General features: G+C 65.5%; 23 protein-coding genes. 16 read left to right on the plus strand and 7 right to left on the minus strand.

Annotation, left to right across the window (positions count from 1 at the left end; all coding sequences use genetic code 11):
- Positions 1 to 5: 5 nt before the first annotated feature.
- Together KUO17_RS06295 and KUO17_RS06300 are read right to left on the minus strand one after the other, a co-directional pair.
- Entirely contained in the window at positions 6 to 668 is a 663-nt protein-coding gene (locus KUO17_RS06295) for a class I SAM-dependent methyltransferase (RefSeq protein ID WP_217974323.1), read from the minus strand.
- Positions 665 to 1,111, minus strand: a complete 447-nt coding sequence (locus tag KUO17_RS06300) for a YbaY family lipoprotein (RefSeq protein WP_217974324.1) — start codon at positions 1,109 to 1,111, stop codon at positions 665 to 667. Before KUO17_RS06300 ends, KUO17_RS06295 begins: the two co-directional genes overlap by 4 nt.
- A 108-nt stretch (positions 1,112 to 1,219) precedes the next feature.
- Between KUO17_RS06300 and nrdR the strand changes: the two genes are divergently transcribed.
- From nrdR to KUO17_RS06355, 11 genes are all read left to right on the plus strand, one after another.
- Positions 1,220 to 1,684 (plus strand): transcriptional regulator NrdR, encoded by a 465-nt coding sequence (gene nrdR, locus KUO17_RS06305; RefSeq protein ID WP_217974326.1) that lies wholly within the window; start codon positions 1,220 to 1,222, stop codon positions 1,682 to 1,684.
- Between the two features lie 38 nt (positions 1,685 to 1,722).
- Entirely contained in the window at positions 1,723 to 2,817 is a 1,095-nt protein-coding gene (gene ribD / locus KUO17_RS06310) for a bifunctional diaminohydroxyphosphoribosylaminopyrimidine deaminase/5-amino-6-(5-phosphoribosylamino)uracil reductase RibD (RefSeq protein WP_217974390.1), read from the plus strand.
- Positions 2,818 to 2,860: 43 nt separating this feature from the next.
- Positions 2,861 to 3,523, plus strand: coding sequence for a riboflavin synthase (locus tag KUO17_RS06315; RefSeq protein ID WP_217974327.1), 663 nt, complete (start codon positions 2,861 to 2,863; stop codon positions 3,521 to 3,523).
- A gap of 18 nt (positions 3,524 to 3,541) precedes the next feature.
- Positions 3,542 to 4,636 carry a bifunctional 3,4-dihydroxy-2-butanone-4-phosphate synthase/GTP cyclohydrolase II gene (gene ribBA, locus KUO17_RS06320; protein ID WP_217974329.1) on the plus strand — a complete coding sequence of 365 codons (1,095 nt, stop codon included), beginning with the start codon at positions 3,542 to 3,544 and terminating at the stop codon, positions 4,634 to 4,636.
- 90 nt (positions 4,637 to 4,726) lie between these two features.
- Complete coding sequence (gene ribH, locus KUO17_RS06325) at positions 4,727 to 5,203, plus strand: 6,7-dimethyl-8-ribityllumazine synthase (protein ID WP_043861893.1); 477 nt, start codon at positions 4,727 to 4,729, stop codon at positions 5,201 to 5,203.
- Positions 5,200 to 5,700, plus strand: coding sequence for a transcription antitermination factor NusB (gene nusB, locus KUO17_RS06330; RefSeq protein ID WP_217974331.1), 501 nt, complete (start codon positions 5,200 to 5,202; stop codon positions 5,698 to 5,700). Before ribH ends, nusB begins: the two co-directional genes overlap by 4 nt.
- Before the next feature lie 18 nt (positions 5,701 to 5,718).
- On the plus strand, positions 5,719 to 6,684 hold the full coding sequence (thiL, locus tag KUO17_RS06335) for a thiamine-phosphate kinase (RefSeq protein ID WP_217974333.1): 966 nt from the start codon (positions 5,719 to 5,721) through the stop codon (positions 6,682 to 6,684).
- Positions 6,681 to 7,184, plus strand: coding sequence for a phosphatidylglycerophosphatase A family protein (locus KUO17_RS06340; protein WP_217974334.1), 504 nt, complete (start codon positions 6,681 to 6,683; stop codon positions 7,182 to 7,184). Before thiL ends, KUO17_RS06340 begins: the two co-directional genes overlap by 4 nt.
- Positions 7,185 to 7,195: 11 nt before the next feature.
- Positions 7,196 to 7,945, plus strand: coding sequence for a substrate-binding periplasmic protein (locus tag KUO17_RS06345; RefSeq protein WP_217974336.1), 750 nt, complete (start codon positions 7,196 to 7,198; stop codon positions 7,943 to 7,945).
- Between the two features lie 112 nt (positions 7,946 to 8,057).
- On the plus strand, positions 8,058 to 8,675 hold the full coding sequence (gene ribA, locus KUO17_RS06350) for a GTP cyclohydrolase II (RefSeq protein WP_217974338.1): 618 nt from the start codon (positions 8,058 to 8,060) through the stop codon (positions 8,673 to 8,675).
- Entirely contained in the window at positions 8,672 to 9,091 is a 420-nt protein-coding gene (locus KUO17_RS06355) for an MFS transporter (protein ID WP_217974340.1), read from the plus strand. The genes ribA and KUO17_RS06355 overlap by 4 nt, the downstream gene beginning before the upstream one ends.
- Positions 9,092 to 9,154: 63 nt before the next feature.
- Here KUO17_RS06355 and dxs read toward each other — a convergent pair whose 3' ends face one another.
- The 3 genes from dxs to KUO17_RS06370 form a co-directional block, all read right to left on the minus strand.
- On the minus strand, positions 9,155 to 11,053 hold the full coding sequence (gene dxs / locus KUO17_RS06360; protein ID WP_217974342.1) for a 1-deoxy-D-xylulose-5-phosphate synthase: 1,899 nt from the start codon (positions 11,051 to 11,053) through the stop codon (positions 9,155 to 9,157).
- A 165-nt stretch (positions 11,054 to 11,218) separates the two neighbouring features.
- The gene (ispA, locus tag KUO17_RS06365) at positions 11,219 to 12,106 is read right to left on the minus strand and encodes a (2E,6E)-farnesyl diphosphate synthase (protein ID WP_217974344.1); all 888 of its coding nucleotides are present in this window, start codon (positions 12,104 to 12,106) and stop codon (positions 11,219 to 11,221) included.
- Positions 12,103 to 12,384, minus strand: coding sequence for an exodeoxyribonuclease VII small subunit (locus KUO17_RS06370; protein WP_217974345.1), 282 nt, complete (start codon positions 12,382 to 12,384; stop codon positions 12,103 to 12,105). The genes ispA and KUO17_RS06370 overlap by 4 nt, the downstream gene beginning before the upstream one ends.
- A gap of 205 nt (positions 12,385 to 12,589) precedes the next feature.
- On the opposite strand from KUO17_RS06370, the gene KUO17_RS06375 reads away from it, so the two are divergent.
- Genes KUO17_RS06375 through KUO17_RS06385 form a run of 3 tightly spaced genes read left to right on the plus strand, consistent with a single transcriptional unit; the run spans position 12,590 to position 16,315 of the window.
- Entirely contained in the window at positions 12,590 to 14,023 is a 1,434-nt protein-coding gene (locus KUO17_RS06375) for an MBOAT family O-acyltransferase (RefSeq protein ID WP_341869586.1), read from the plus strand.
- Entirely contained in the window at positions 13,981 to 15,105 is a 1,125-nt protein-coding gene (locus tag KUO17_RS06380; protein WP_217974347.1) for a DUF459 domain-containing protein, read from the plus strand. The genes KUO17_RS06375 and KUO17_RS06380 overlap by 43 nt, the downstream gene beginning before the upstream one ends.
- Before the next feature lies 1 nt (position 15,106).
- On the plus strand, positions 15,107 to 16,315 hold the full coding sequence (locus KUO17_RS06385; RefSeq protein ID WP_217974348.1) for an SGNH/GDSL hydrolase family protein: 1,209 nt from the start codon (positions 15,107 to 15,109) through the stop codon (positions 16,313 to 16,315).
- Positions 16,316 to 16,536: 221 nt separating this feature from the next.
- On the opposite strand, the gene KUO17_RS06390 is transcribed toward KUO17_RS06385, so the two are convergent.
- Entirely contained in the window at positions 16,537 to 17,628 is a 1,092-nt protein-coding gene (locus KUO17_RS06390) for an alpha/beta hydrolase (RefSeq protein ID WP_255263445.1), read from the minus strand.
- An 86-nt stretch (positions 17,629 to 17,714) separates the two neighbouring features.
- The gene (gene rtcR, locus KUO17_RS06395) at positions 17,715 to 19,295 is read right to left on the minus strand and encodes an RNA repair transcriptional activator RtcR (protein WP_217974391.1); all 1,581 of its coding nucleotides are present in this window, start codon (positions 19,293 to 19,295) and stop codon (positions 17,715 to 17,717) included.
- 614 nt (positions 19,296 to 19,909) lie between these two features.
- Here rtcR and KUO17_RS06400 point away from each other — a divergent pair.
- Both KUO17_RS06400 and KUO17_RS06405 read left to right on the plus strand, forming a co-directional pair.
- Positions 19,910 to 21,055, plus strand: a complete 1,146-nt coding sequence (locus tag KUO17_RS06400; protein ID WP_217974352.1) for a slipin family protein — start codon at positions 19,910 to 19,912, stop codon at positions 21,053 to 21,055.
- A gap of 53 nt (positions 21,056 to 21,108) precedes the next feature.
- Positions 21,109 to 22,314, plus strand: a complete 1,206-nt coding sequence (locus tag KUO17_RS06405) for an RtcB family protein (protein WP_217974353.1) — start codon at positions 21,109 to 21,111, stop codon at positions 22,312 to 22,314.
- Positions 22,315 to 22,346 lie beyond the last annotated feature (32 nt).

Genomic DNA, 22,346 nt, shown 5'->3' on the forward strand with positions numbered 1-22,346 from the left:
CATCACTATAAAGCGCTGCGGCTGGCGTGGTACAGGCTCACCTGGCGGAATTCACGGGGTTCTGCCAGGTCGGGCAGGGTCAGCGCGTGCAAGGTGTCGAGCTGGCGGTACAGCGGGTGACGAAAATCACGTACCCGCGAGTCGGCTACCAGTGCCTGGCGCCCACGGCTGAGGAACGCATCGAGCAGTGGCAGGTTGGCACGGTCGTAGAGCACATCGGCCACCAGCACCAGGTCGAAGCGATCAGCCTCGGCAAAGAAATCACTCGAGTAGCTCAGTTGCACCTGGTTGAGCGCGGCATTCGCGCGGCAGGCCTGCAGCGCCAGCGGGTCGAGGTCGCACGCCACCACCTCAAGTGCCCCGGCACGCGCCGCGGCGATGCCGGCAATGCCTGACCCCGCGCCGAAGTCCAGCACGCGCTTGCCCGCCACCCAGTCGGGGCGTTCGGCCAGGTAGCGCGCCATGGCCAGGCCGCTGGCCCAGCAGAACCCCCAGTAGGGCGGTTCGTGCAGGATGCGTCGGGTTTCCTCGGGGCTGAAGGCGCGGTCCATGTTCTGTGCGTCGATCAGCCACAACTTCAGCGCGCAGGCCGGCAACTCGCTGACCACCAGCCGGGCATCGCCCAGCAGTTCGCTCAAGGCCTGCTGCAGGTGCGCAGGTGCGCTCACGGTGCCTTTTCGAAACGCAGCGGGCCGGTGTCCTGGGTTTGCGGGCCGGCCACGGCCAGCGGCGGCAGGTGCAGGATCAACTGCCCCGACTGGCTGGCGCGCCCACGCAACTCCACGCGGGCGCCGGCAGGGAACACTTCGGGGTTGAAACGCAGCTGGAACGGCAGGTCCTGGCCATTGGCGTTCAGGTTGCTGCTGGCCAGCAGGCGTTGCGGGCGACCGCGTTCGTCGATCACCAGCAGCGCCAGCTCGACCTGGGCGCCCGACGGGATGCCGAGCAGGGTGCCGCTGATTTCGCGCTGATAGGCCGGCAACGGCGCGGGTGCTGCCGGCTGCTTGGCCGCCACAGGGGCCTTGGGGGCCAGTACCGGCCTGGGTTCATCGCTGCTGCACGCCGCCAGCAACGCGGCGAAACTGAGCACAACGAGCGCTCTAAATGGCATGGTGAATTCCTTCGGGGGGATATTTCCTCACTGGATGGTAACCCCTTTGGCTTGTCTTGCCAGTGGGATGCGCTACCATGGCCCTCCCTTTTTTTGTTGCCTGCCACCATGCACTGTCCCTTCTGCGGTGCCAACGACACCAAGGTCATCGACTCGCGACTGGTTGCCGAGGGCGAGCAAGTGCGCCGCCGCCGCGAATGCGTGGCCTGCGGTGAGCGCTTCACCACCTTCGAGACCGCCGAACTGGTCCTGCCCCGGCTGATCAAGCAGGACGGCAGCCGTCAGCCCTTCGACGAAGAAAAACTGCGTGCCGGCATGCAGCGTGCGCTGGAGAAGCGCCCGGTGAGCGTCGAGCGCCTGGAAGCGGCGTTGGCCCATATCAAGCACAAACTGCGCGCCACCGGCGAGCGTGAGGTCAAGTCGCTGGTCGTCGGCGAACTGGTGATGGGCGAGCTGCAAAAGCTCGACGAAGTCGCCTATATTCGCTTCGCCTCGGTGTACCGACGTTTCCAGGACCTCGACGAGTTCCGCGAAGAGATCGACCGCCTGGCCCGCGAGCCGGCCAAGCCGTGAGCGGGCCCAGCGAACGCGCCGTGCTCGACGCCCACTACATGGCCCGCGCCCTGGAACTGGCGCGCCAGGGCCTGTACTCCACCCATCCCAACCCGCGGGTCGGCTGCGTGATCGTGCGCGACGGCCAGGTGGTCGGCGAAGGCTGGCACGTGCGCGCCGGTGAGCCGCATGCCGAGGTGCATGCGTTGCGCCAGGCCGGCGAGCTGGCGCGCGGCGCCTGTGCCTACGTCACCCTTGAACCCTGCAGCCACCACGGGCGCACGCCGCCGTGCGCCGAGGCGCTGGTGCAGGCGGGCGTGGCGCGGGTGGTCGCGGCCATGCAGGACCCCAATCCGCAAGTGGCCGGGCAGGGCCTCAAGCGCCTGGCCGATGTCGGCATCGAGGTCGCCAGCGGCGTGCTGGAGGCCGAAGCCCGTGCCCTCAACCCAGGCTTTCTCAAACGCATGGAACACGGCCTGCCGTACGTGCGGGTGAAGCTGGCGATGAGCCTGGACGGGCGTACGGCCATGGCCAGCGGCGAAAGCCAGTGGATCACCGGCCCGGCCGCGCGCTCGGCGGTGCAGCGCTTGCGCGCCCGTTCGAGCATCGTGCTCAGCAGTGCCGAAAGCGTAATGGCCGACAACGCACGCATGACCGTGCGCGCCGACGAACTGGGCCTGGATGCACACACCACCGCGCTGGCGCTGGCCCGCCCGCCGCTGCGCGTACTGATCGACGGGCGCCTGCGCCTGCCGCTGGACGCCGCCTTCTTCCAGGCCGGCCCGGCGCTGGTGGTCACTGCAGCGGCGCTCGACCCACGCTATGCGGCGGCCGGTCACGAGCTGCTGAGCCTGCCCGGCGCCGAGGGTCGGGTCGACCTGCCGGCGCTGCTGCGCGAGCTGGCCCGGCGCGGCGCCAGCGAAGTGCTGGTCGAAGCCGGGCCGCGCCTGGCCGGTGCATTCGCGCAACTGGGCCTGGTGGACGAATACCAGATCTTCATCGCCGGCAAGTTTCTCGGCTCCAGCGCCCGCCCGCTGCTCGACTGGCCTTTGGCCAGAATGAGCGAGGCGCAGGCGCTCCACATCACTGAAATGCGTGCGGTAGGCGATGACTGGCGGGTCACTGCCATCCCTGTGCCTGCGCCCGGCGTATAATTCGCGGCTTGCGCCTTGCGCGGCCTGTTCTCGAGGAGGACTCATGTTTACCGGCATTATCGAATCCATCGGCAGCATCCGTTCACTCACCCCCAAAGGCGGCGATGTGCGGGTGTATGTCGAAACCGGCAAGCTCGACCTGGATGATGTGAAGCTCGGCGACAGCATTGCCGTCAACGGCGTGTGCCTGACCGCAGTGGAACTGCCCGGCGACGGTTTCTGGGCTGATGTCAGCCGTGAAACCCTGGACTGCACTGCGTTCGCCGACTTCAAGGTGGGCAGCCGGGTCAACCTGGAAAAAGCCCTGACCCCCAGCAGCCGCCTCGGTGGCCACCTGGTCAGCGGCCACGTCGACGGTGTCGGCGAAGTCATCTCGCGCAGCGATAACGCACGCGCCATCCAGTTCCGCCTGCGCGCGCCGGCCGAGCTTGCCAAGTACATCGCCCACAAGGGCTCGATCACCGTCGACGGCACCAGCCTGACGGTCAATCAGGTCGATGGCGCCGAATTCGAGCTCACCATCGTGCCGCACACCCTCGCCGAAACCATCATGGCCGACTACCGCTCCGGGCGTCGGGTCAACCTTGAGGTCGACCTGCTGGCCCGCTACCTGGAGCGCCTGTTGCTGGGCGACAAGGCTGCCGAGTCGGGCAAGGGTGGCATCACCGAAAGTTTCCTGGCCGCCAATGGCTACCTGAAATCCTGATTTAGAAGGGGGTGCCGCGTGGCGCTCAACAGCATCGAAGAACTGGTCGAAGACATCCGCCAGGGCAAAATGGTCATCCTGATGGATGACGAAGACCGCGAGAACGAAGGCGACCTGATCATGGCCGCCGAGTGCTGCAAGCCCGAACACATCAACTTCATGGCCAAGCACGCCCGCGGGCTGATCTGCATGCCAATGTCGCGCGAGCGCTGCGAGCTGCTCAAGCTGCCATTGATGGCGCCACGCAACGGCTCCGGTTTCGGTACCAAGTTCACCGTTTCGATCGAAGCGGCCGAAGGCGTCACCACCGGCATCTCCGCCGCTGACCGTGCGCGCACCGTGCAAGCGGCCGCCGCCAAGGATGCCAAGGCCGAAGACATCGTCAGCCCCGGCCACATCTTCCCGCTGATGGCCCAGCCGGGCGGTACGCTGGCACGTGCCGGCCACACCGAGGCTGCCTGCGACCTGGCGCGCATGGCCGGTTTCGAACCGAGCGGGGTGATCTGCGAAGTGATGAACGACGACGGCACCATGTCGCGTCGCGCCGAGCTCGAAGTGTTCGCCGCCGAGCACAACATCAAGATCGGCACCATCGCCGACCTGATCCACTACCGCATGATCCACGAACGTACCATTCAGCGGATTTCCGAGCAGCCGCTGGACAGCGAACTGGGCCAGTTCAACCTGGTCACCTACCGCGATTCGGTTGAAGGCGACGTGCACATGGCACTGACCCTGGGCAAGATCTGCGCCGAAGAGCCGACCCTGGTACGGGTGCATAACATGGACCCGCTGCGCGACCTGCTGCTGGTCAAGCAGCCTGGCCGCTGGAGCCTGCGCGCCGCCATGAGCGCCGTGGCAGAGGCCGGCAGCGGTGTGGTGCTGCTGCTCGGTCACCCGCTGGACGGCGACGTGCTGCTGGCGCATATCCGCGAGAGCGCCGGCGACAATGTGCAGGCCAAGACGCCGACCACCTACAGCACGGTGGGCGCCGGTTCGCAGATCCTGCGTGACCTCGGCGTGCGCAAGATGCGCCTGATGAGTTCGCCAATGAAGTTCAATGCGATATCCGGATTCGATCTGGAAGTTGTAGAATACGTGCCCTCCGAATAAAGCAGGGGTTGTTTCCCGCTGTCGATTCGGAACAAAACTCCCACAGGCCGCACCGTTTGCGGCCTGGCTCTTTAAGATGAGAACCCCGCAATGTCCCTGAAGACCATCGAAGGTACCTTCATTGCCCCCAAAGGTCGCTACGCTTTGGTGGTTGGCCGCTTCAACAGCTTCGTCGTCGAAAGCCTGGTAAGCGGTGCCGTTGATGCCCTGGTTCGCCACGGCGTGAGCGAAAGCGACATCACCATCATCCGCGCTCCTGGCGCGTTCGAGATTCCGCTGGTGGCACAGAAGGTCGCCCAGCAGAGCGAGTACGCCGCGATCATCGCCCTGGGCGCCGTGATCCGTGGTGGTACCCCGCACTTCGAGTACGTGGCGGGCGAGTGCACCAAGGGCCTGGCCCAGGTGTCCATGGAGTTCGGCGTACCGGTTGCCTTCGGCGTGCTGACGGTCGATTCGATCGAGCAGGCCATCGAGCGCTCCGGCACCAAGGCCGGCAACAAGGGCGCCGAAGCTGCCCTGTCCGCCCTGGAAATGGTCAGCCTGCTGGCGCAGTTGGAGGCCAAGTGATTAGCGACGAAAGCGATCGTTTCAACCCGCGCGATCCAAAACCTGCGGACGCTGGCAAGCCATCCAAGAGCGCCAAGCGTCGCGAAGCCCGCAAGCTCGCGACCCAGGCCCTGTACCAATGGCACATGGCCAAGCACTCGCTGAACGAGATCGAGGCGCAGTTCCGGGTCGATAACGATTTCACCGATGTCGACGGTGCCTACTTCCGCGAGATCCTGCACGGCGTGCCGGCCATTCGCGACGAGATCGACAAGGCCCTGGCGCCTTGCCTGGACACCGTGCTCGAAGAGCTCGACCCGGTCGAGCTGTCGGTGCTGCGCCTGTCCACCTGGGAGCTGCTCAAGCGCGTCGACGTACCGTACCGCGTGGTCATCAACGAAGGTATCGAGCTGGCCAAGGTGTACGGCGCCACCGACGGGCACAAGTTCGTCAACGGTGTGCTCGACAAGCTGGCACCACGGCTGCGCGAAGCCGAAGTGAAGGCGTTCAAGCGCTGATTCCGGCGCTGCCTGCCCATGGGTGAATTCGAGCTGATCCGCCACTACTTCGCCGCCGCGCCCTGTGCGCAGGCCGGCGACGGGGTCGCCCTGGGGATCGGCGACGATTGCGCCTTGCTGGCCTTGCCGGCCGGCGAGCAGCTGGCCGTGTCCACCGATACGCTGGTGGCCGGGGTACACTTCCCGGCTGTCTGCGATCCGCTGTTGCTCGGCCAGCGCTCGCTGGCGGTGGCCGCCAGTGACCTGGCGGCCATGGGCGCCACCCCGATTGCCTTTACCCTTGCCCTGACCCTGCCCGAGGTGCGCGCCGACTGGCTGCAAGCCTATGCCCAGGGTTTGAGCCGCATGGCCCTGCACTGCGGCCTGAGCCTGGTGGGGGGCGATACCACGCGTGGCCCGCTGAGCCTGACCATGACCGTCTTCGGGCGGGTGCCCGCGGGCCAGGCCCTGACCCGCGCCGGTGCGCGCCCCGGTGACCTGCTGTGCGTGGGCGGCGAGTTGGGCAATGCCGCCGGTGCCCTGGCGCTGGTGCTGGGCGAGCGCCAGACCGACCCCGCGCAGGCCGAGCCCTTGCTGGCGCATTACTGGTCACCGTCGCCGCAACTGGCGCTGGGCCAGGCGCTGCGGGGCAAGGCCAGTGCGGCGCTGGATATTTCCGATGGCCTGCTGGCCGACTGCGGGCATATCGCCGCGGCGTCGGGCGTGGCGCTTGCCGTCGAACTCGAGCGCCTGCCGCTGAGCCCCGCGCTGGTGGGGTTCATGGGGCTGGCTGGTGCGCGCCAGGCGGCGCTGGCCGGTGGCGACGACTATGTGCTTGCCTTCACCTTGGCGCCCGCGCACCTGGCTGACCTGCAGGCTGCCGGCTGGCCGGTGCATGTGGTCGGTCGGGTCGAGGCCGGCAGCGGCGTCAGCCTGCATGACCGCACGGGCGCAGACATCACCCCGCAGTCGCGGGGCTACCAACATTTTAGGGAGACACCGTGACCGATCACCCCAACCAGGTGCCAGCGGAAAACGTGCCGCCTTCGGTTTGGCGCAACCCGTGGCATTTCCTGGCCTTCGGCTTCGGCTCCGGTACCTTGCCCAAGGCGCCCGGCACCTGGGGCTCGCTGGTGGCCGTGCCGTTCATCCCGCTGTGGCAGATGCTGCCCGACTGGGGCTACTGGCTGATGCTCGGGCTGACCATGCTGTTTGGCGTATGGTTGTGCGGCAAGGTGGCCGATGACCTGCGCGTGCATGATCACGAGGGTATCGTCTGGGACGAAATGGTCGGCATGTGGATAACCCTCTGGCTGGTGCCGGAAGGTTGGCTATGGTTGTTGGCGGGCTTCCTGATGTTCCGCTTCTTCGACATCCTCAAGCCGTGGCCGATCCGTTGGGTCGACCGGCATGTGCACGGCGGTTTCGGCATCATGCTCGACGATGTGCTGGCCGGCGTGTTCGCCTGGCTGGGCATGCAGGGATTGGTATGGTGTTTCACCTGACGGAGGGGTGGATGCGCGGATGGCGAGTGGTATTGCTGATGTGGCTGCTGGTTGCCGGCGCTGCCCGAGCGGCCGAGCCGGTAGCAGTGCCGACGACTGTGCGCCTGGCCAGTGAGGAGTGGCTGGACTACACCAATGCCGATGGCAGCGGGCTGGCCTGGGACGTGTTGCGCAAGGTGTTCGAGCCGGCCGGGGTCAAGGTGCAGGTGCTCAGCGTGCCGTATAGCCGTGCGGTAGGCCTGGTCAAGCGGGCCGAGGCGGATGCCTGGGTGGGGTCCTACCATGAGGAAAGCGACGATTACCTGTACCCGCGCCACGCGTTCGACAGCGACCACATCTATGCGCTGGGGCTGGCCAGCAGTCCGGTGCCCACGCTCGATACGCTGGGGCGCTACAAACTGTCGTGGGTGCGTGGCTACGACTATCAGCATTACCTGTCCAACGTGAAGGAGTTTCGCGAGGTGCAACGGCGCGAAGGCATCCTGCCGATGCTGGAGCGCAAGCGCGTGGACTTCTACATCGATGCGCAAACCGAAGTGAATTACGTGCACGCCCAGGCCAGTGACCCGGCGCGCTATCGTCGCACCCACCTTGGCGAACTGCCGCTGTACCTGGCGTTTGCCAGGACCGATCAGGCTGTGGCGATCATGGAACTGTTTGACCGACGCATGGACGAACTGATCGCCAGCGGCGCCCTGCGCGAGATTTTTGCGCGCTGGAAGCAGCCCTATCCGTTCGAGGCGGCCGGCACGGTGCGCTAGCAGTATCGAACTTCTCGATCTGTTGCTCCAAGAATTCAGCCTAAGCAGCGGCTACGCGCTGCTGGTACAATCGCCCCACGTCAAATTTCACGTTACTGATCAGGAGCACAAGGTGCCCGTCGTCTTTGTTGCCGCTTCCAAGCTGCCTACCCCTTTTGCCACCTTCACCATGCATGGTTTTCTCGATGAAGCCACCGGTCGCGAGCACGTCGTGCTCAGCCTGGGTGATGTTGCCGATGGTGAGCCGGTACTGGGGCGCCTGCATTCCGAATGCCTGACCGGCGATGCCTTGTTCAGCCAGCGTTGCGACTGCGGTTCGCAGCTTGAAGCGGCGCTGCAGGCGATTGCCCGCGAAGGCCGCGGCGTGCTGTTGTACCTGCGTCAGGAAGGGCGCGGTATCGGCCTGCTGAACAAGATCCGCGCCTATGAGCTGCAAGATGGCGGCGCCGACACGGTCGAGGCCAACGAGCGCCTGGGCTTCGCCGCCGACCAGCGTGACTACGCCATGTGCCAGCCGATGCTGGCGCACCTGGGCGTCACCGCGCTGCGTCTGATGACCAACAACCCGCGCAAGGTCAAGGCGCTGACCGCCATGGGTATTGCGGTGGCTGAGCGCGTGCCGCTGCACACCGGGCACAACCCGCACAACAAGCACTACCTGGCCACCAAGGCCGGCAAGCTCGGCCACATGATGGGCAATGAGCACCAGGGCGAGGCCGGTCGGGCGTGACCCGCGGCCAGGTCAAACGGCGCCTGGCATTCGCGTGGTGGCAGCACCTGGCCATTGCGCTGGTGCCCCTGGTGGTGCTCGGTTGGGCGTTTGGTTCAAGCATGACGCGCATTGCGTTGCTGGCGATGCCGGTGTTCCTGGCTGGCGTGGCGTCGATGTTCTTCAGCCTGCCGCGCTTCAGCGCTTACAAGCGGGCGTTGATCGCCACCGAAAAAGCACTGAACAGCGCCGAAGAGCCAGCCGCGTGGATCGAGCTGGCGCGAGTGCGCCGCCTGGCGATGCTGTTCGCCTGCCTGCCGGCGTGGGTCGCTGCATTGTCGGTGTTCGTGGGGCTGGAAGGGGTGCCGCAGATTTTGCTGGCGATCTCCAGCGTGGTCATCCTCTACCTGTACCGCGTGCCACGTCAGCTGGGCTGATGTGGCTTTCGCCAGCAAGGCTGGCTCCTGCAGGCAGGAGCCAGCCTTGCTGGCGAAAGGGGCCTAAAGCCCCAGCAGTTGCATCCGCTGACGCACCGAAGCGTCGATCCCGGCAGCATCCAGCCCGCACTCGGCCAGCATCTGCGCCGGCTTGGCGTGCTCCACATACATATCCGGCAAGCCCAGGTGCAACACCGGCTTGAGCATGCCCTCACGGGCCAGGAACTCGCTGACCGCAGCCCCTGCGCCACCCATGATGGCGTTCTCCTCGATTGTCACCAGCAGGTCGTGACTACCCGCCAGCTCACGTACCAGGGCCTCGTCCAGTGGCTTGACGAAGCGCATGTCGACCACGCTGGCGTTCAGCGTTTCGCCGACCTTCAGCGCCTCGGCCAACTGCACGCCGAACACCAGCAGGGCGACCTTGCTGCCCTGGCGGCGCACCACGCCCTTGCCGATGTCGAGCGGCGCCAGGTCGCTGTCGATGACTGCGTTCGGCCCGCTGCCGCGCGGGTAGCGCACCGCCGCAGGGCCGTTGTACAGGTGGCCGGTGCTGAGCATCTTGCGCAGTTCGTTCTCGTCGCTCGGGGTCATCACCAGCATGCCGGGGATGCAGCGCAGGAACGACAGGTCGAAGCTGCCGGCGTGGGTCGGGCCGTCTTCGCCGACCAGGCCGGCGCGGTCGATGGCAAACAGCACATCGAGGTTCTGTACGGCAACGTCGTGGATCAGTTGGTCGTAGGCACGCTGCAGGAAGGTCGAATAGATCGCCACTACCGGCTTGGCGCCTTCGCAGGCCATGCCGGCCGCCAGGGTCACGGCGTGCTGTTCGGCAATCGCAACGTCGAAGTAGCGGGCAGGATAGCGCTCGCTGAACGCCACCAGGTCCGAGCCTTCCTTCATCGCTGGCGTGATGCCCACCAGGCGCTCGTCGGCAGCCGCCATGTCGCACAGCCATTGGCCGAACACGGCAGAGTACTTCGGCCCACCTGCCTTTTTCGGGGCGGCAGCCGGGGCATCCAGCGGTTCGAGCTTGGTAATGGCGTGATAGCCGATCGGGTCGACCTCGGCCGGGGCGAAGCCCTTGCCCTTCTTGGTCACCACGTGCAGGAACTGCGGGCCCTTGAGGTCACGCATGTTGCGCAGGGTAGCGATCAGGGTCGGCAGGTCGTGGCCGTCGATCGGGCCGATATAGTTCCAGCCCAGCTCTTCGAACAGGGTGCCGGGTACCAGCATGCCCTTGGCGTACTCTTCGGTGCGACGGGCGATTTCCCAGGCGCCGGGCAGGCGCGACAGCACTTTCTTGCTGCCCTCGCGCATGCTCGCGTAGGTACGGCTGGAGAGGATCTTGGCCAGGTAGTTGGAGAGGCCCCCGACGTTGCGCGAAATCGACATGTCGTTGTCGTTGAGGATCACCAGCATGTCGGCGTTGACTTCCTGGGCGTGGTTCAGCGCCTCGAAAGCCATGCCGGCAGTGAGCGCGCCGTCGCCGATCACCGCGATGGACTTGCGGTCCTCGTTGTGCAGGCGGGCGGCGATGGCCATGCCCAGCGCAGCGCTGATCGAGGTGCTGGAGTGGCCGACGCCAAAGGTGTCGTACTCGCTCTCGGCGCGGCGCGGGAAGGCGGCCAGGCCGTCCTTCTGGCGCAGGCTGTGCATGCGCTCGCGCCGGCCGGTGAGGATCTTGTGCGGATAGGCCTGGTGCCCCACATCCCACACCAGCCGGTCGTCCGGGGTGTCGAAGACGTAGTGCAGGGCGATCGTCAGTTCGATGACGCCCAGGCCGGCACCGAAGTGCCCGCCGGTCTGGCCAACGCTATAGAGCAGCTCCTGGCGCAGTTCGTCGGCCAGTCGCTCCAGGTCGGCTTCGGCCAGACGACGCAGGCCGGCTGGCGTATCGGCACGGTCAAGCAGCGGCGTGACCGGGCGTTCGCGGGGGATCTCTTGAAACGTCGTGGGCATCAGGCGAATCGTTATAGGTGTGATGAGGCGGCAGTTTACCTTATTGCGGTGAAGGCTGCCCATTGAGGTAAATGTGACCCCCTTCGCTGGCAAGCCAGCGCCCACAAGACCGGTGCAGGGCCCTGCGGGAGCTGGCTTGCCAGCGAAGGGGTCGGAACAGGCGACTCAGCTCTTACGTTCGACGATATACCGCGCCAAGGCCCGCAACGGCTCTGCCTTGTCGTCGAACCCGTCCAGCGCAGCAAGCGCCAGGTCGCGCAGTTCCAGCGCATAGGCCTTGGCCGCGTCCAGCCCGAGCAGGGCCGGGTAGGTCGGTTTGTCGCGGGCAATGTCGGCACCCTGGCGTTTGCCCAGGGTCGCGGTGTCGCTCTCGACATCCAGAATGTCGTCCTGCACCTGGAACGCCAGGCCGATGGCCCGGGCGTATTGCTGCAGGGCCTCGAGCTGCTCGGCACTGGCGCGCGCACTGGCCAGCGCACCCAGCTTCACGCTGGCTTCGATCAGCGCGCCGGTCTTGTGCCGATGCATGAACTCAAGTGCAGTCTGGTCGAGCTTGAGGCCCACCGAGCCCAGGTCGATGGCCTGGCCGCCGACCATGCCGGCGGGGCCTGCGGCCAGTGCCAGCGCCTGCACCATGCTCAAGCGGATCGCATCATTGAGCGCGCTCAACTGCGCATCGAGCAGGGCACTGAAGGCCAGGCTCTGCAAGCCGTCGCCGGCCAGGATCGCACAGGCTTCGTCGAACGCCTTGTGGGTGGTCGGCTGGCCGCGGCGCAGGTCGTCGTCGTCCATCGCCGGCAGGTCGTCGTGCACCAGCGAATAGGCGTGGATCAGCTCCACTGCACAGGCCGCGCCGTTGGCCTGTTCGGCCGGGGCGCCCAGCGCCTCGCAGGCGGCATAGGCCAGCAGCGGGCGCACGCGCTTGCCACCGTTCATCACGCTGTAGCGCATGGCGGCGTACAGGCGTGTGAGCTCGCTCGAAGGGGGGGTGAAAAGGTGTTCCAGTGCGGCGTCCACCTGGGCCTGGCAGCGGGCCTGGTAGGCGGCGATCATTCCGGCTGTTCCGCGTCGAAGGGCTCGGCGCGCAGCTCGCCGTCGCGTTCCAGCAGTACCTGGACCTTCTGTTCGGCCTGGGTCAGGGCGCTCTGGCAATCGCGGGTCAGGCCGATGCCCTGCTCGAAGGCGGTCAGCGAGTCTTCCAGCGACAGTTCGCCGTTCTCCAGGCGCTCGACCAGGGCTTGGAGGTCGGCGAGGGATTGCTCGAAATCAATGGCGGCTTTTTTTTCGGGCCATGGCGGCTGTCTCTGGTGGCGGTTTGAACGGCGCGACACTAGCAGAGCAGGGCAGGGGGAGCAAATCAGCTGCCGAGATCTTTCGTCGCATTCTGTTGCATAAACGTTGTAGGAACAGACTTGATTTTCCTACATCCCTTGCATTGTGGAGGCTCGTGGCTGTCTGCCATAATCGCGCCCGCTCTGCGCTGCGGTTCATCCCCAGGCAAGCCTCCCCTTCCGATGTCGCGTAATGGACTACGTTGTGAGCTTTCTTTCGATCGAGTTCGGCCTCAGCTTCACACTGTTTTTCCTGGTCTACTGGAGCCTGTGCTGGAGTGTTCGGCTGCAGAACACCCTGTTGCTGGCCGGCAGTTATGCGCTGGTGGCAAGCTTCAGCTTCAATTCGCTGTACATCCTGCTGGGCTACACCCTGCTGGTGTACCTGCTGGGGCTGTTCAGTGCGCGTTATCCGGGGCGACGTTTCACTTACCTGATGGTGTTGCTGCTGGTGCTGGGCTGCTTTTATATCTTCAAGTACCAGGAATTCTTCGTCGGTGGCGTCCAGGCCGCGCTGGCGGACCTTGGGCTGGATGTCTCGTTGCCGGTGCTTGAAGTGCTGCTGCCGATCGGCCTGTCGTTCTACACCTTTCATTCGGTCAGCTACCTGGTGTCGATCAACCGCCGCGAGATGGCACCCGCCGCGCCGCTGGACCTGGCCCTTTACCTGGCCTTCTTTCCCAGCCTGGTCGCGGGCCCGGTCAATCGCGCCGCGCACATGCTGCCGCAGATTCGCCCGGCACAGATCCGTCAGGTGCTGGAGCCACAGCGGGCGCTGGGGTTGATCGCGCTGGCGGTGGTCAAGCTGTTCTTTTTCAGTGCCTGGCTAGGCAGCGAGTGGGTCGACCCGGTGTTCGAGACCCCCAGCGGGCACAGCGCCGAACAGGTGCTGCTGAGCGTGTATGGCTACAGCTTGCTGATCTACCTGAACTTCAGCGGCTACACCAACCTGGTGACCGGTGTCGCGTTGTTGCTGGGCTTCAAGCTGCCGGATAACTTCAATGCCCCTTACGCGGCGCGCAACCTCAAGGAGTTCTGGGGGCGCTGGCACATCAGCCTGTCGACCTTCATTCGCGATTACGTGTACATCCCGCTGGGGGGCAATCGCCAGGGCGTGTGGCGCGGCAACCTGAACATGCTGCTGGCCATGCTGGTGTCCGGGCTGTGGCACGGGGCGAGCCTGAACTTCATTATCTGGGGGGGCGCTGCACGGCGTGGGCCTGGCGCTGTACAAGGCCTCGACCTACGTGCTGCCACAGCCGATGCGCTGGCCGGGTGCCGATGTGCTGGCGCGTCTGCTGACGTTCCATTATGTGGCATTTGCCTGGATCTTCTTTCGCAGCGCGAGCCTGGACGATGCGCTGGACATGCTTGCCGGCATCGGCGCACTGAGCCTGGACGGGTTGTTCAGCCGTACGGGCATGATGCTGCTGGGGTGCGTGCTGTACATCGTGGTCTACCCGCAGGTGCTGGCGCTGTTGCGCCGGGGCTTGGCCGCAAGCAGCCGGCTGCCATGGCAGTTGTACCCGATCCCGTTGGGGTTGTTCGTTTCCTTGGTCATCTTTGCATCGCAATCAGGCGTACCGGGTTTTATCTATGCGAGCTTCTAGTTCCGGCGAGTTGTTCACTGTGCAGATAGGCGCCGCCAAGGCCTTGTACGCGATCCTGGTGACCACGCTGCTGCTGTTCTGGCTTAACCAGAACTCCATCAGCCTGTATTGCCAGCAGAAGTACCACCAGAGCTGCGAGTTGCCGGTGATCGGGCAGAGCCCGGCGTGGCGCCTGGGGGGCAACCTGACCCTGGCCCTGGGCGAGGCGCGCAGCACCTTCATCGACAGCCTCGAGCGCCAGACCCTGCTGGCCCAGGCTGACGGGGTGCCTACCGTGGCGTTGGCGCCCAACCTGCCGGTGGTCACGGTGGATGTGGCGCACCCGTTTGCGACGGTGCCGGCCGAGCCCGCCGTGGCACCCGTGCCGTCGCCTGAACAGTGGGTGCCGCAGCCGGTGAAGGTCGCCACGCCGCCGGCCCCGCCATCATTGGTGCCGGGCCAATTGCCCAAAGCGGTGAGCCTGGCCGCGGGGGACGAAGTGTTCCTGGTGGGCGACTCGCTGATGCAGGGCGTGGCGCCGCACCTGGCCAACACCTTGCTCAAGCGCTATCAGATCAAGAGCGTCAACCTCAGCCGGCAGAGCACCGGCCTGGCCTACCCTGGTTTTTTCAACTGGCCGCAAACGGTCGCCACGACCCTGCAGGGCCAGCCGAAGATTCGCCTGATGGTGGTGTTTTTGGGGCCCAACGATCCATGGGACATGCCTGAATCCAAGGGCAAGCCGTTCCTGCGCTTCAAGTCGCCGGAATGGGAAGCGCTGTACCGCAAGCGTATCGATCTGATCCTGGAAGAAGCGCGGGCACACAATGTGCAGGTGATCTGGGTTGGCCCGCCGAATATGCAAAAGCCCAGGCTGTCGACGGCCATGGCCTACCTCAGCGGCCTGTACCAACGCCAGACGCAGCTGTACCAGCAGCATTACGTGTCGGCCAACGGGGTGCTTGGTTACCAGGCCGACGAGTTCTCCTATACCCTGCAGAACAGCCAGGGCAAGCGGGTCAAGACCCGTGTCGACGACGGCATCCACTTCACCACAACGGGCCAGAAGCTGATCGCCGAGCAGGTACTGTCGATGATCGCCTTCCCGGGCCTGACTGTAACGGGACACTGAGATGCGCCGACCGCACCACCTCCTGGCGCTGGCTGCGCTGATCTGCCTGCTGCCAGGCTGCAGTCCGGTCGCGGCGGTCAACGCACCGGCCGCGCGCCCGATCAGCGCACCACAGAAAGCGGCGCCTGGTCGCGATGCCAACCTCGCAGTGCTGGCCGGCAAGCTGCGCACAGCCAGCCGTACCCCGGTCACTGTCGTCCAGTTCGGCGATTCGCACACGGCTGCGGACCTGTTCAGCGGCGAGATGCGCCGCCTGTTCCAGGCGCAGTATGGCGATGGCGGCATGGGCTTCGTGGCGGCCACGCCGGTGCCCGGCACGCGCTATGACAACGTGATCCTCAAGACCGCCAAGCGTCAGTGGGACCTGGTGTCGGCCCGCAACCAGCAGAGCGAGCAGTTCCCGTTGGGTGGCTACCTGTCGGTGCCGCTGGCGGCCACCCCCGGTGTGCGCATCGAGGCGCGCGAGCCCACTGCCCAGCGTTATCGGATTTCGGCGCTGTACCAGGCGCGCGAGAACAGCAGCCTGACTGCCCGTGGCGGGCAGAACGCGACGCGTCGCGTCATGCTGGCGGCGAGCAATGGCCAGTGGCGCTTCAGCCCGCTGCTCAACGGCATTGGCTTGCCGGTGGACCTGAGCCTCAACGCGCACCCGGGCACCGTGCTGGGCGGGTGGTACATCCAGGGCCAGAAGAACGCCGGGGTGACCTACTCGGCACTGGGCATCAACGGTGCGCGGCTGCAGGTGCAGGAGAAATGGCAGGCCGGCTGGCAGGAAAACCTCAAGGCCTTGCGCCCCGACCTGATCATCCTGGCCTACGGCACCAATGAGGCGTTCGACGATACCCTGGACATGGGCCAGTACCGCGACCAGCTGACCCGTACCGTGGCGCAGATACGCCGGCTGCAGCCGCGTGCGGTGATTGTGCTGGTGGGGCCGTCGGACTCGATCAAGCAGCGCGGTGCGCGGGCCTGCTCGGCGCGTCGGCCGCAGTCGTTGCCCCAGGTGGTGCAGATTCAGCGGCAGGTGGCCAGGCAGGCCAACGTGCTGTTCTGGGACTGGCAGGCGTACATGGGGGGGGAATGTTCGATTGCGCAATGGCAAGCGCAGGGGCTGGCGCGTGGCGACCTGGTGCACCTGACGGCCGATGGCTATCGCAAGAGTGCGGCGGGCCTGTATGACTATTTGCGCGCACAGCTGGGCTTGCGCTGAGGGGAGAAAAGGAGGGGCTGGATCGTCGAGCGGGATTGGCTTGCGGCGCCCCGGTCCGTCGATATCAGCCCCTCTAGGGTCGAGCCTTTCGGGCGTCGAACTCAGGGTGAAGCATAGATTGGTTTTTTCAGGTGTGCTGTAGGACTTTGGGATAGATCGCGTGGGCCCCTTCGCCTACTGGGAATCACCTTGCTGGCGAACGCCGCGCCGCGGTCTTGAGGTCACCCCGCCGGCTGCAACCCCAACGCGTAATCCAGGTACCCGCGATACGCGGTCTCCCAGTCGGCCTGGAACGCGTGCCCGCCCGCGTGCTCGTGGCTTTGTACCGTGTTGCTGCCCTCGAATGCCTTCTGCGTGGTGGCGGTCAGCTCCAGGTTGCTCGAATGCTCCTTGGCCCCGTGCACGATCACGATGCGTTTGTCCCTGGCCTTCTGCTCGGCGAACGGAATGCGGAAGCCGCCGGGCGACAACAGCACTGCGCCGCTGTAGTGCTGTGGGTACTCTGCCAGCAGGTGCGCCGCATGTTCGGCACCCTGCGAGAAACCGATCAGCGCGACTTTCGAGCGATCGATCCTGGTCTGCTTCTCCAGATTCTTCAGCGCCAGCGCCACGGCCTGCTCGGTAGGCGCCACCGAGTCCTGCTGCCACATGAACTGGCCCGCGTCACGCTTGAGCGTGCCGTTCAGGGCGACCAGCACGGCGCGCTCGCCCACCAGGTCCTCGCGCATGCGGATGCTCTTGCTGCCTTCGGTGCCGTAACCGGCCAGCCATACCACCACTGGCCAGCCGCCGGCCGGGGCCTTGCCTTCAGGGATGCTGAATGCGGCCAGCCCCGCATCCTTGGCCTGCCTGGCGTAGTTGGCCTCGGCGCTCTGCAGCAGCTTCTTGTAGGCCGGGGTCTCTTTCATGCCTGCCAGTTCGTCGTCCTCACGCAGGATCACCGCTTGCCAGAAACCGCGCTCACGGGCCTGCTCGAGCAGGTCGGCGGCCAGTTCGAACTTCTCCATCGAGGCCAATGCGGCGCCTGCCTGGTACGCAGCGTAGGCGTTTCTGGGGTCCAGGCGCGCGGCGCTCAGGTAATAGGCCAGGGCGCCGGCCATGTTGTCGTGCTCTTGCTTTTCCTTGTCGCCAGCGTCGATGAATTCCTGCGCGGTGGCGTCGTTCAGGTACAGGTTGGCCATGCCGGCCAGGCCCTGCCAGCGGCCCTTGGCAACCGCTTCGGCCTCGGCGTCGTCGGCGAAGCTGGCGGTGCTGGCGAGGCTCAGGGCGGTGAACAGGCTGAGGGTGGCAACGTGCAGACGAGCAGATGTCATGAACGACAAGGCCGAGAGTCCTTTTTCGGTGAAGGGGAGGGGATGCCCGGCGCAGGCAGCCGGGGTGCGGAGTCTAGCATGGCGGCTCAGCCGCGCACCTGCTGCCAGTCCAGTTCGAAGCGGGCGAGGTACTTGCGCAGGCGGTCGGCGTCGTTGGGTTTTTCCTTCTCCTGACGCGATACCGCGAACAGCTGGCGCCCGGCATCGGACAGTGAGCGGGCGTCGCGGCACACCCGCAGCACCGCTTCCAGTTGCAGGCGGTCGAACAGGTCCAGTTCGCGCCCGTCGAGCAACGGCTCGCCGCGCGACTCGCCCCCCCAGGTGTGCTGCAGGCGAGCCATTTCTTCGTTGACCAGCGCTTCGTCGATACGTCCGCTGTCGGCCAGGGTGGCCATGCGTGTGATCGAGGCCGACAGTTCACGGAAGTTGCCGGCCCAACGCGCCTGTGGCGAATGGGCGAACGCCAGGTACTGGCGCTTGGCTTCGAGATTGAAGCGCACGTTGCGGCCCTGTTCGCGGGCGTGACGCTGCAGCTCGAAATCGATGTTCGGTTCGATGTCTTCGCGCCGCCCGGCCAGCCCCGGCAATTCGAACGTCCACAGGTTGATGCGCGCATACAGATCTTCGCGAAACAGCCCTTGGGCGACATGGGCACGCAGGTCGCGGTGGGTGCCGGCAATCAGCTGGAAGTCGCTTTCCACTTCGCGGTCCGAGCCCAGCGGGAAGAAGCGCTTCTCTTCGATGGCCTTGAGCAGCATGGCCTGCTCGTCGGCACCCAGTTCGCCGACTTCATCGAGGAACAGCATGCCGCCGTGGGCCGCGCGCAGCAGGCCGTCGCGGGCATTCTGCGCGCCGGTGAACGCGCCTTTGATGTGGCCGAACAGCGTCGACATGGCGCCGTCGCCGCGCAAGGTGGCGCAGTTCACTTCGACGAAGCGGCCGTCCAGTTGATGGCGGGTACGCTTGAGCTCGTAGATGCGCCGGGCCAGGAACGACTTGCCGGCGCCGGTGGGGCCCACCAGCAGCATCGGCGCCGTGGAGCGCAGGGCCACGCGCTCGATCTGTTCGATGGAGTGGTTGAAGGCCGCGTTGCGTGTGGCAATGCCGGCCTTCAGAAACGCCAGGCTGTGGGCCTGCTCGCGCTGGAAGCGCGAAGCGATGTGGTCGTAGCGTGACAGGTCGAGGTCGATCAGGGTGCTGGTGCCGGCCGGGTCGCGGGTCGCTTCCTTGCCGCGTGCGGGTGCGGTCTGTACCAGTCGAGCCGGCAGGTAGCGTGCTTCGGTCAGCAGGAACCAGCAGATCTGCGCCACGTGGGTGCCAGTGGTGATATGGACCAGGTAGTCCTCGTGCTCGGTATCGAAGGTGTAGCCGCTGGCGAAGTCGTGCAGGGCGCCGTACATCTCCTCGAAGTCCCATGGGTCGTGCAGCGCCATGCAGTGCAGGCGTACCTCGGTGCGTGGCGAGACGCTGAGCACGTCCTCGCGCAGCCGCTGGGCCAGGCCCAGGTCGCGTTCGCTCTTGCCGTGTATCAGCTCGAGGCGGTCGATGGTCAGGTCTGGCTGCTGACACAGCGCGACGGTGGGGCGCCATTTCTGCCAGCGCGTCGCGCCCTTGCCGTTGCGGTCCAGGGTGGTGCCGATGAAGCCGATGACGACGTTGCGCTTGATCATGCGGTTTATCTTTTTGGATAAATTAGTAGATGAAAATATAGATTATTTGGCCTTTGCGCTCCACCTCGAAAACGCTTGTGCGGCGTTGATTTAAAATAAAATCCCTATAAATCAATTACTTGAAAAATAAACTCACCTGAAAATGAAAACCTGGCACGGCCCTCGCAATATCTCTTCCGACCGCATCGCCAAGCAGGCCAACGGGTAAGGGCTCACAGCCCCACCGGTGCACGAGCCCACCCCTGGTGTTGGTGTCGTGCATGCCGCCGCCGCAACGAGCGGTCGATGGCGCAACCCCGGACGGGGCCGCCAACGAGCCTAGAACTCGTTACATACCCTCCACGGTAGCTACACCCGTAACACCCGCCGGTGAGGCGAGGGCAACGCACACGCAGCCAGGATGGCTGACTTCTGCGACGGACGCCCCCGCCACCGCTGGTACGCCCGGCCTGCTGGCCGGGCCCGGGGCAAGGCGCAACGTCGGACCGAAGGACTCGGTCGGCACAGGACTCTGATGTCCCGACGTGTGCACCTCCCCCCGGGCCCCACTTGCAGCGCTCGGCGTATCGGCAGCACCGGCACCATGGAATTCATTGAAAGGGAAAGACAGAATGAAAATGCTCAAGCGCTTTATCGTGAAAAAGAACGAACGCGGCCTGCTGTTTTGCGAGGGCGACTTCGTGTCGATCCTGGAACCGGGCGTACACAAGCGCTTTGACCTGCACAACCGGCTGACGGTGGAAGCCTTCAGCCTCAATACTCCGCGTTTCGAGCACCGCCTGGCCGGCTACCTGCGCCAGAGCGAGCCGGCGCTGGTGGCGCAGTACTTCGACTGCATGGACCTGGCTGAAGACCAGGTCGGCCTGCGCTACGAAGATGGCGCGCTGGTGGAACTGTTGCCACCGGGCAGCCGCCAGCTGTACTGGAAGGGCCAGAGCGCGCAGACCCTGCAGCGCATCGACCTGAGCGAGACCTACCGCCTGGCGCCTGCCCTGCTGGCGCAGTTGGGCCAGCCCAAGTTGCGCGGCCGTACCCTGGCCGGGATCGATGCGGTGCTGCTGGCACCGGTGCCGACCTTCCATGTGGGGGTGCTCAAGGTCGATGGCGCGGTGATCGAGTTGCTGCCGGCGGGGCAGTACGGCTTCTGGCGCTTCAACCGGCAGGTGAGCGTCGACATGGTCGACATGCGCATCCAGTCGCTGGAAGTCAGCGGCCAGGAGATCCTCACCCGCGACAAGGTCAGCCTGCGCCTGAACCTGGCGGCCAACTGGCGCTACAGCGACGTACTGACAGCCTTCGCCAGCCTGAGCAAGCCGCTCGAGCATCTGTACCGCGAGGTGCAGTTCGGCCTGCGGGCGGCGGTGGGCACGCGTACCCTCGACGAGTTGCTGGAGAACAAGCAACTGATCGACGACACGGTCAGCCAGTACCTGGCCGAGAAGCTGGTGGGCAGCGGCATGGAAGTCAGCGGCCTGGGCGTGCGCGACATCATCCTCCCGGGGGAGATGAAGACCCTGCTGGCGCAGGTGGTGGAGGCGGAAAAGGCGGCCCAGGCCAACGTGATCCGTCGCCGCGAAGAAACCTCGGCCACCCGTTCGCTGCTCAACACCGCCAAGGTCATGGAAGACAACCCGACCGCCTTGCGCCTCAAGGAGCTGGAAACCCTGGAACGGGTAGCCGAGCGTATCGACCGGATTTCGGTATTCGGCGGGCTGGATCAGGTATTGAATGGGCTGGTGAGCCTGAAAACCGCATGACACCTGCCGGGCCTTCGGGCCTGGCGGGCAACAGAAAAACAGAGAGCAACGACATGAACATCCTCGAAGTGGCCAACGGCAAACCGATCAAGCTCTGGACCCAGGGCGTGCCGGTGGACGAGGGCGCCCGCCAGCAACTGATGAACACCGCACGCCTGCCGTTCATCTTCAAACACCTGGCCGTGATGCCGGACGTGCACCTGGGCAAGGGCTCTACCATCGGCAGCGTGATCCCGACCCTGGGCGCCATCGTGCCGGCGGCAGTGGGCGTGGATATCGGCTGCGGCATGATGGCGGCGTGCACCTCGCTCAGGGCGGTCGACCTGCCCGACAACCTGTTTGGGCTGCGCAGCGCGATCGAGAAAGCGGTACCGCACGGCAAGACCTTCGGGCGCCGTGACCAGGGCGCGTGGAATCACGTGCCGACCGTGGCCGACCAGGCCTGGAGCGCGTTGGCTGGCCGCTTCAAGGCGATCACCGACAAGTACCCGCAACTGGAGAAGACCAACAATCGCCAGCACCTCGGTACGCTGGGCGGGGGCAACCATTTCATCGAGGTGTGCCTGGATGAGGCCGACCGCGTGTGGTTCATGCTGCACAGCGGCTCGCGCGGGGTGGGCAATGCCATTGGCAACCTGTTCATCGAACTGGCCAAGGCGGATATGCGCCAGCACATCGCCAACTTGCCCGACAGGGAACTGGCGTATTTCGAGGAAGGCAGCCGGCATTTCGACGACTACGTCGAGGCGGTGGGATGGGCCCAGGATTTTGCCAGGCACAACCGTGCGCTGATGATGCACGCGGTGATCGAGGCGGCGCGCCAGGTCATTGGCAAACCGTTCGATGCCAGCCTGGAAGCGATCAACTGCCACCACAACTATGTGCAGAAAGAGCAGCACTTCGGCCAGGAGATCCTGGTGACGCGCAAAGGCGCGGTGTCGGCGCAGAAGGGCCAGTTGGGGATCATTCCGGGATCGATGGGGGCCAAGAGCTTCATCGTGCGCGGGCTGGGCAACGAAGAGTCGTTCTGCTCGTGCAGCCATGGCGCCGGGCGGATCATGAGCCGTGCGCGGGCCAGGCAGGCCTTCACCGTCGAGGACCAGGCACGTGCCACCGCGCATGTGGAATGCCGCAAGGACAAGGATGTGATCGACGAGATCCCGATGGCCTACAAGGACATCGATGCGGTGATGGCGGCGCAGCGCGAGCTGGTTGAAGTGGTGCACACGTTGCGCCAGGTGGTGTGTGTAAAAGGCTGAGGACTCTTCGCGGGTCAAGCGACGCGGTCTGT

Origin of the sequence: Pseudomonas aegrilactucae (assembly GCF_019168305.1) — a bacterium.
GTDB lineage: Bacteria > Pseudomonadota > Gammaproteobacteria > Pseudomonadales > Pseudomonadaceae > Aquipseudomonas > Aquipseudomonas aegrilactucae.

Excerpts from the sequence above, each read along its gene's own strand:
- KUO17_RS06300 (WP_217974324.1), bottom strand. The coding sequence starts at position 1,111 with ATGCCATTTAGAGCGCTCGTTGTGCTCAGTTTCGCCGCGTTGCTGGCG.
- nrdR (WP_217974326.1), top strand. The coding sequence starts at position 1,220 with ATGCACTGTCCCTTCTGCGGTGCCAACGACACCAAGGTCATCGACTCG.
- dxs (WP_217974342.1), bottom strand. The coding sequence starts at position 11,053 with ATGCCCACGACGTTTCAAGAGATCCCCCGCGAACGCCCGGTCACGCCG.
- KUO17_RS06400 (WP_217974352.1), top strand. The coding sequence starts at position 19,910 with ATGAAAATGCTCAAGCGCTTTATCGTGAAAAAGAACGAACGCGGCCTG.
- KUO17_RS06385 (WP_217974348.1), top strand. The coding sequence starts at position 15,107 with ATGCGCCGACCGCACCACCTCCTGGCGCTGGCTGCGCTGATCTGCCTG.
- KUO17_RS06380 (WP_217974347.1), top strand. The coding sequence starts at position 13,981 with ATGCGAGCTTCTAGTTCCGGCGAGTTGTTCACTGTGCAGATAGGCGCC.
- KUO17_RS06405 (WP_217974353.1), top strand. The coding sequence starts at position 21,109 with ATGAACATCCTCGAAGTGGCCAACGGCAAACCGATCAAGCTCTGGACC.
- ribH (WP_043861893.1), top strand. The coding sequence starts at position 4,727 with ATGTCCCTGAAGACCATCGAAGGTACCTTCATTGCCCCCAAAGGTCGC.
- ispA (WP_217974344.1), bottom strand. The coding sequence starts at position 12,106 with ATGATCGCCGCCTACCAGGCCCGCTGCCAGGCCCAGGTGGACGCCGCA.
- KUO17_RS06315 (WP_217974327.1), top strand. The coding sequence starts at position 2,861 with ATGTTTACCGGCATTATCGAATCCATCGGCAGCATCCGTTCACTCACC.
- KUO17_RS06390 (WP_255263445.1), bottom strand. The coding sequence starts at position 17,628 with ATGACATCTGCTCGTCTGCACGTTGCCACCCTCAGCCTGTTCACCGCC.
- thiL (WP_217974333.1), top strand. The coding sequence starts at position 5,719 with ATGGGTGAATTCGAGCTGATCCGCCACTACTTCGCCGCCGCGCCCTGT.
- KUO17_RS06345 (WP_217974336.1), top strand. The coding sequence starts at position 7,196 with ATGCGCGGATGGCGAGTGGTATTGCTGATGTGGCTGCTGGTTGCCGGC.
- ribD (WP_217974390.1), top strand. The coding sequence starts at position 1,723 with ATGGCCCGCGCCCTGGAACTGGCGCGCCAGGGCCTGTACTCCACCCAT.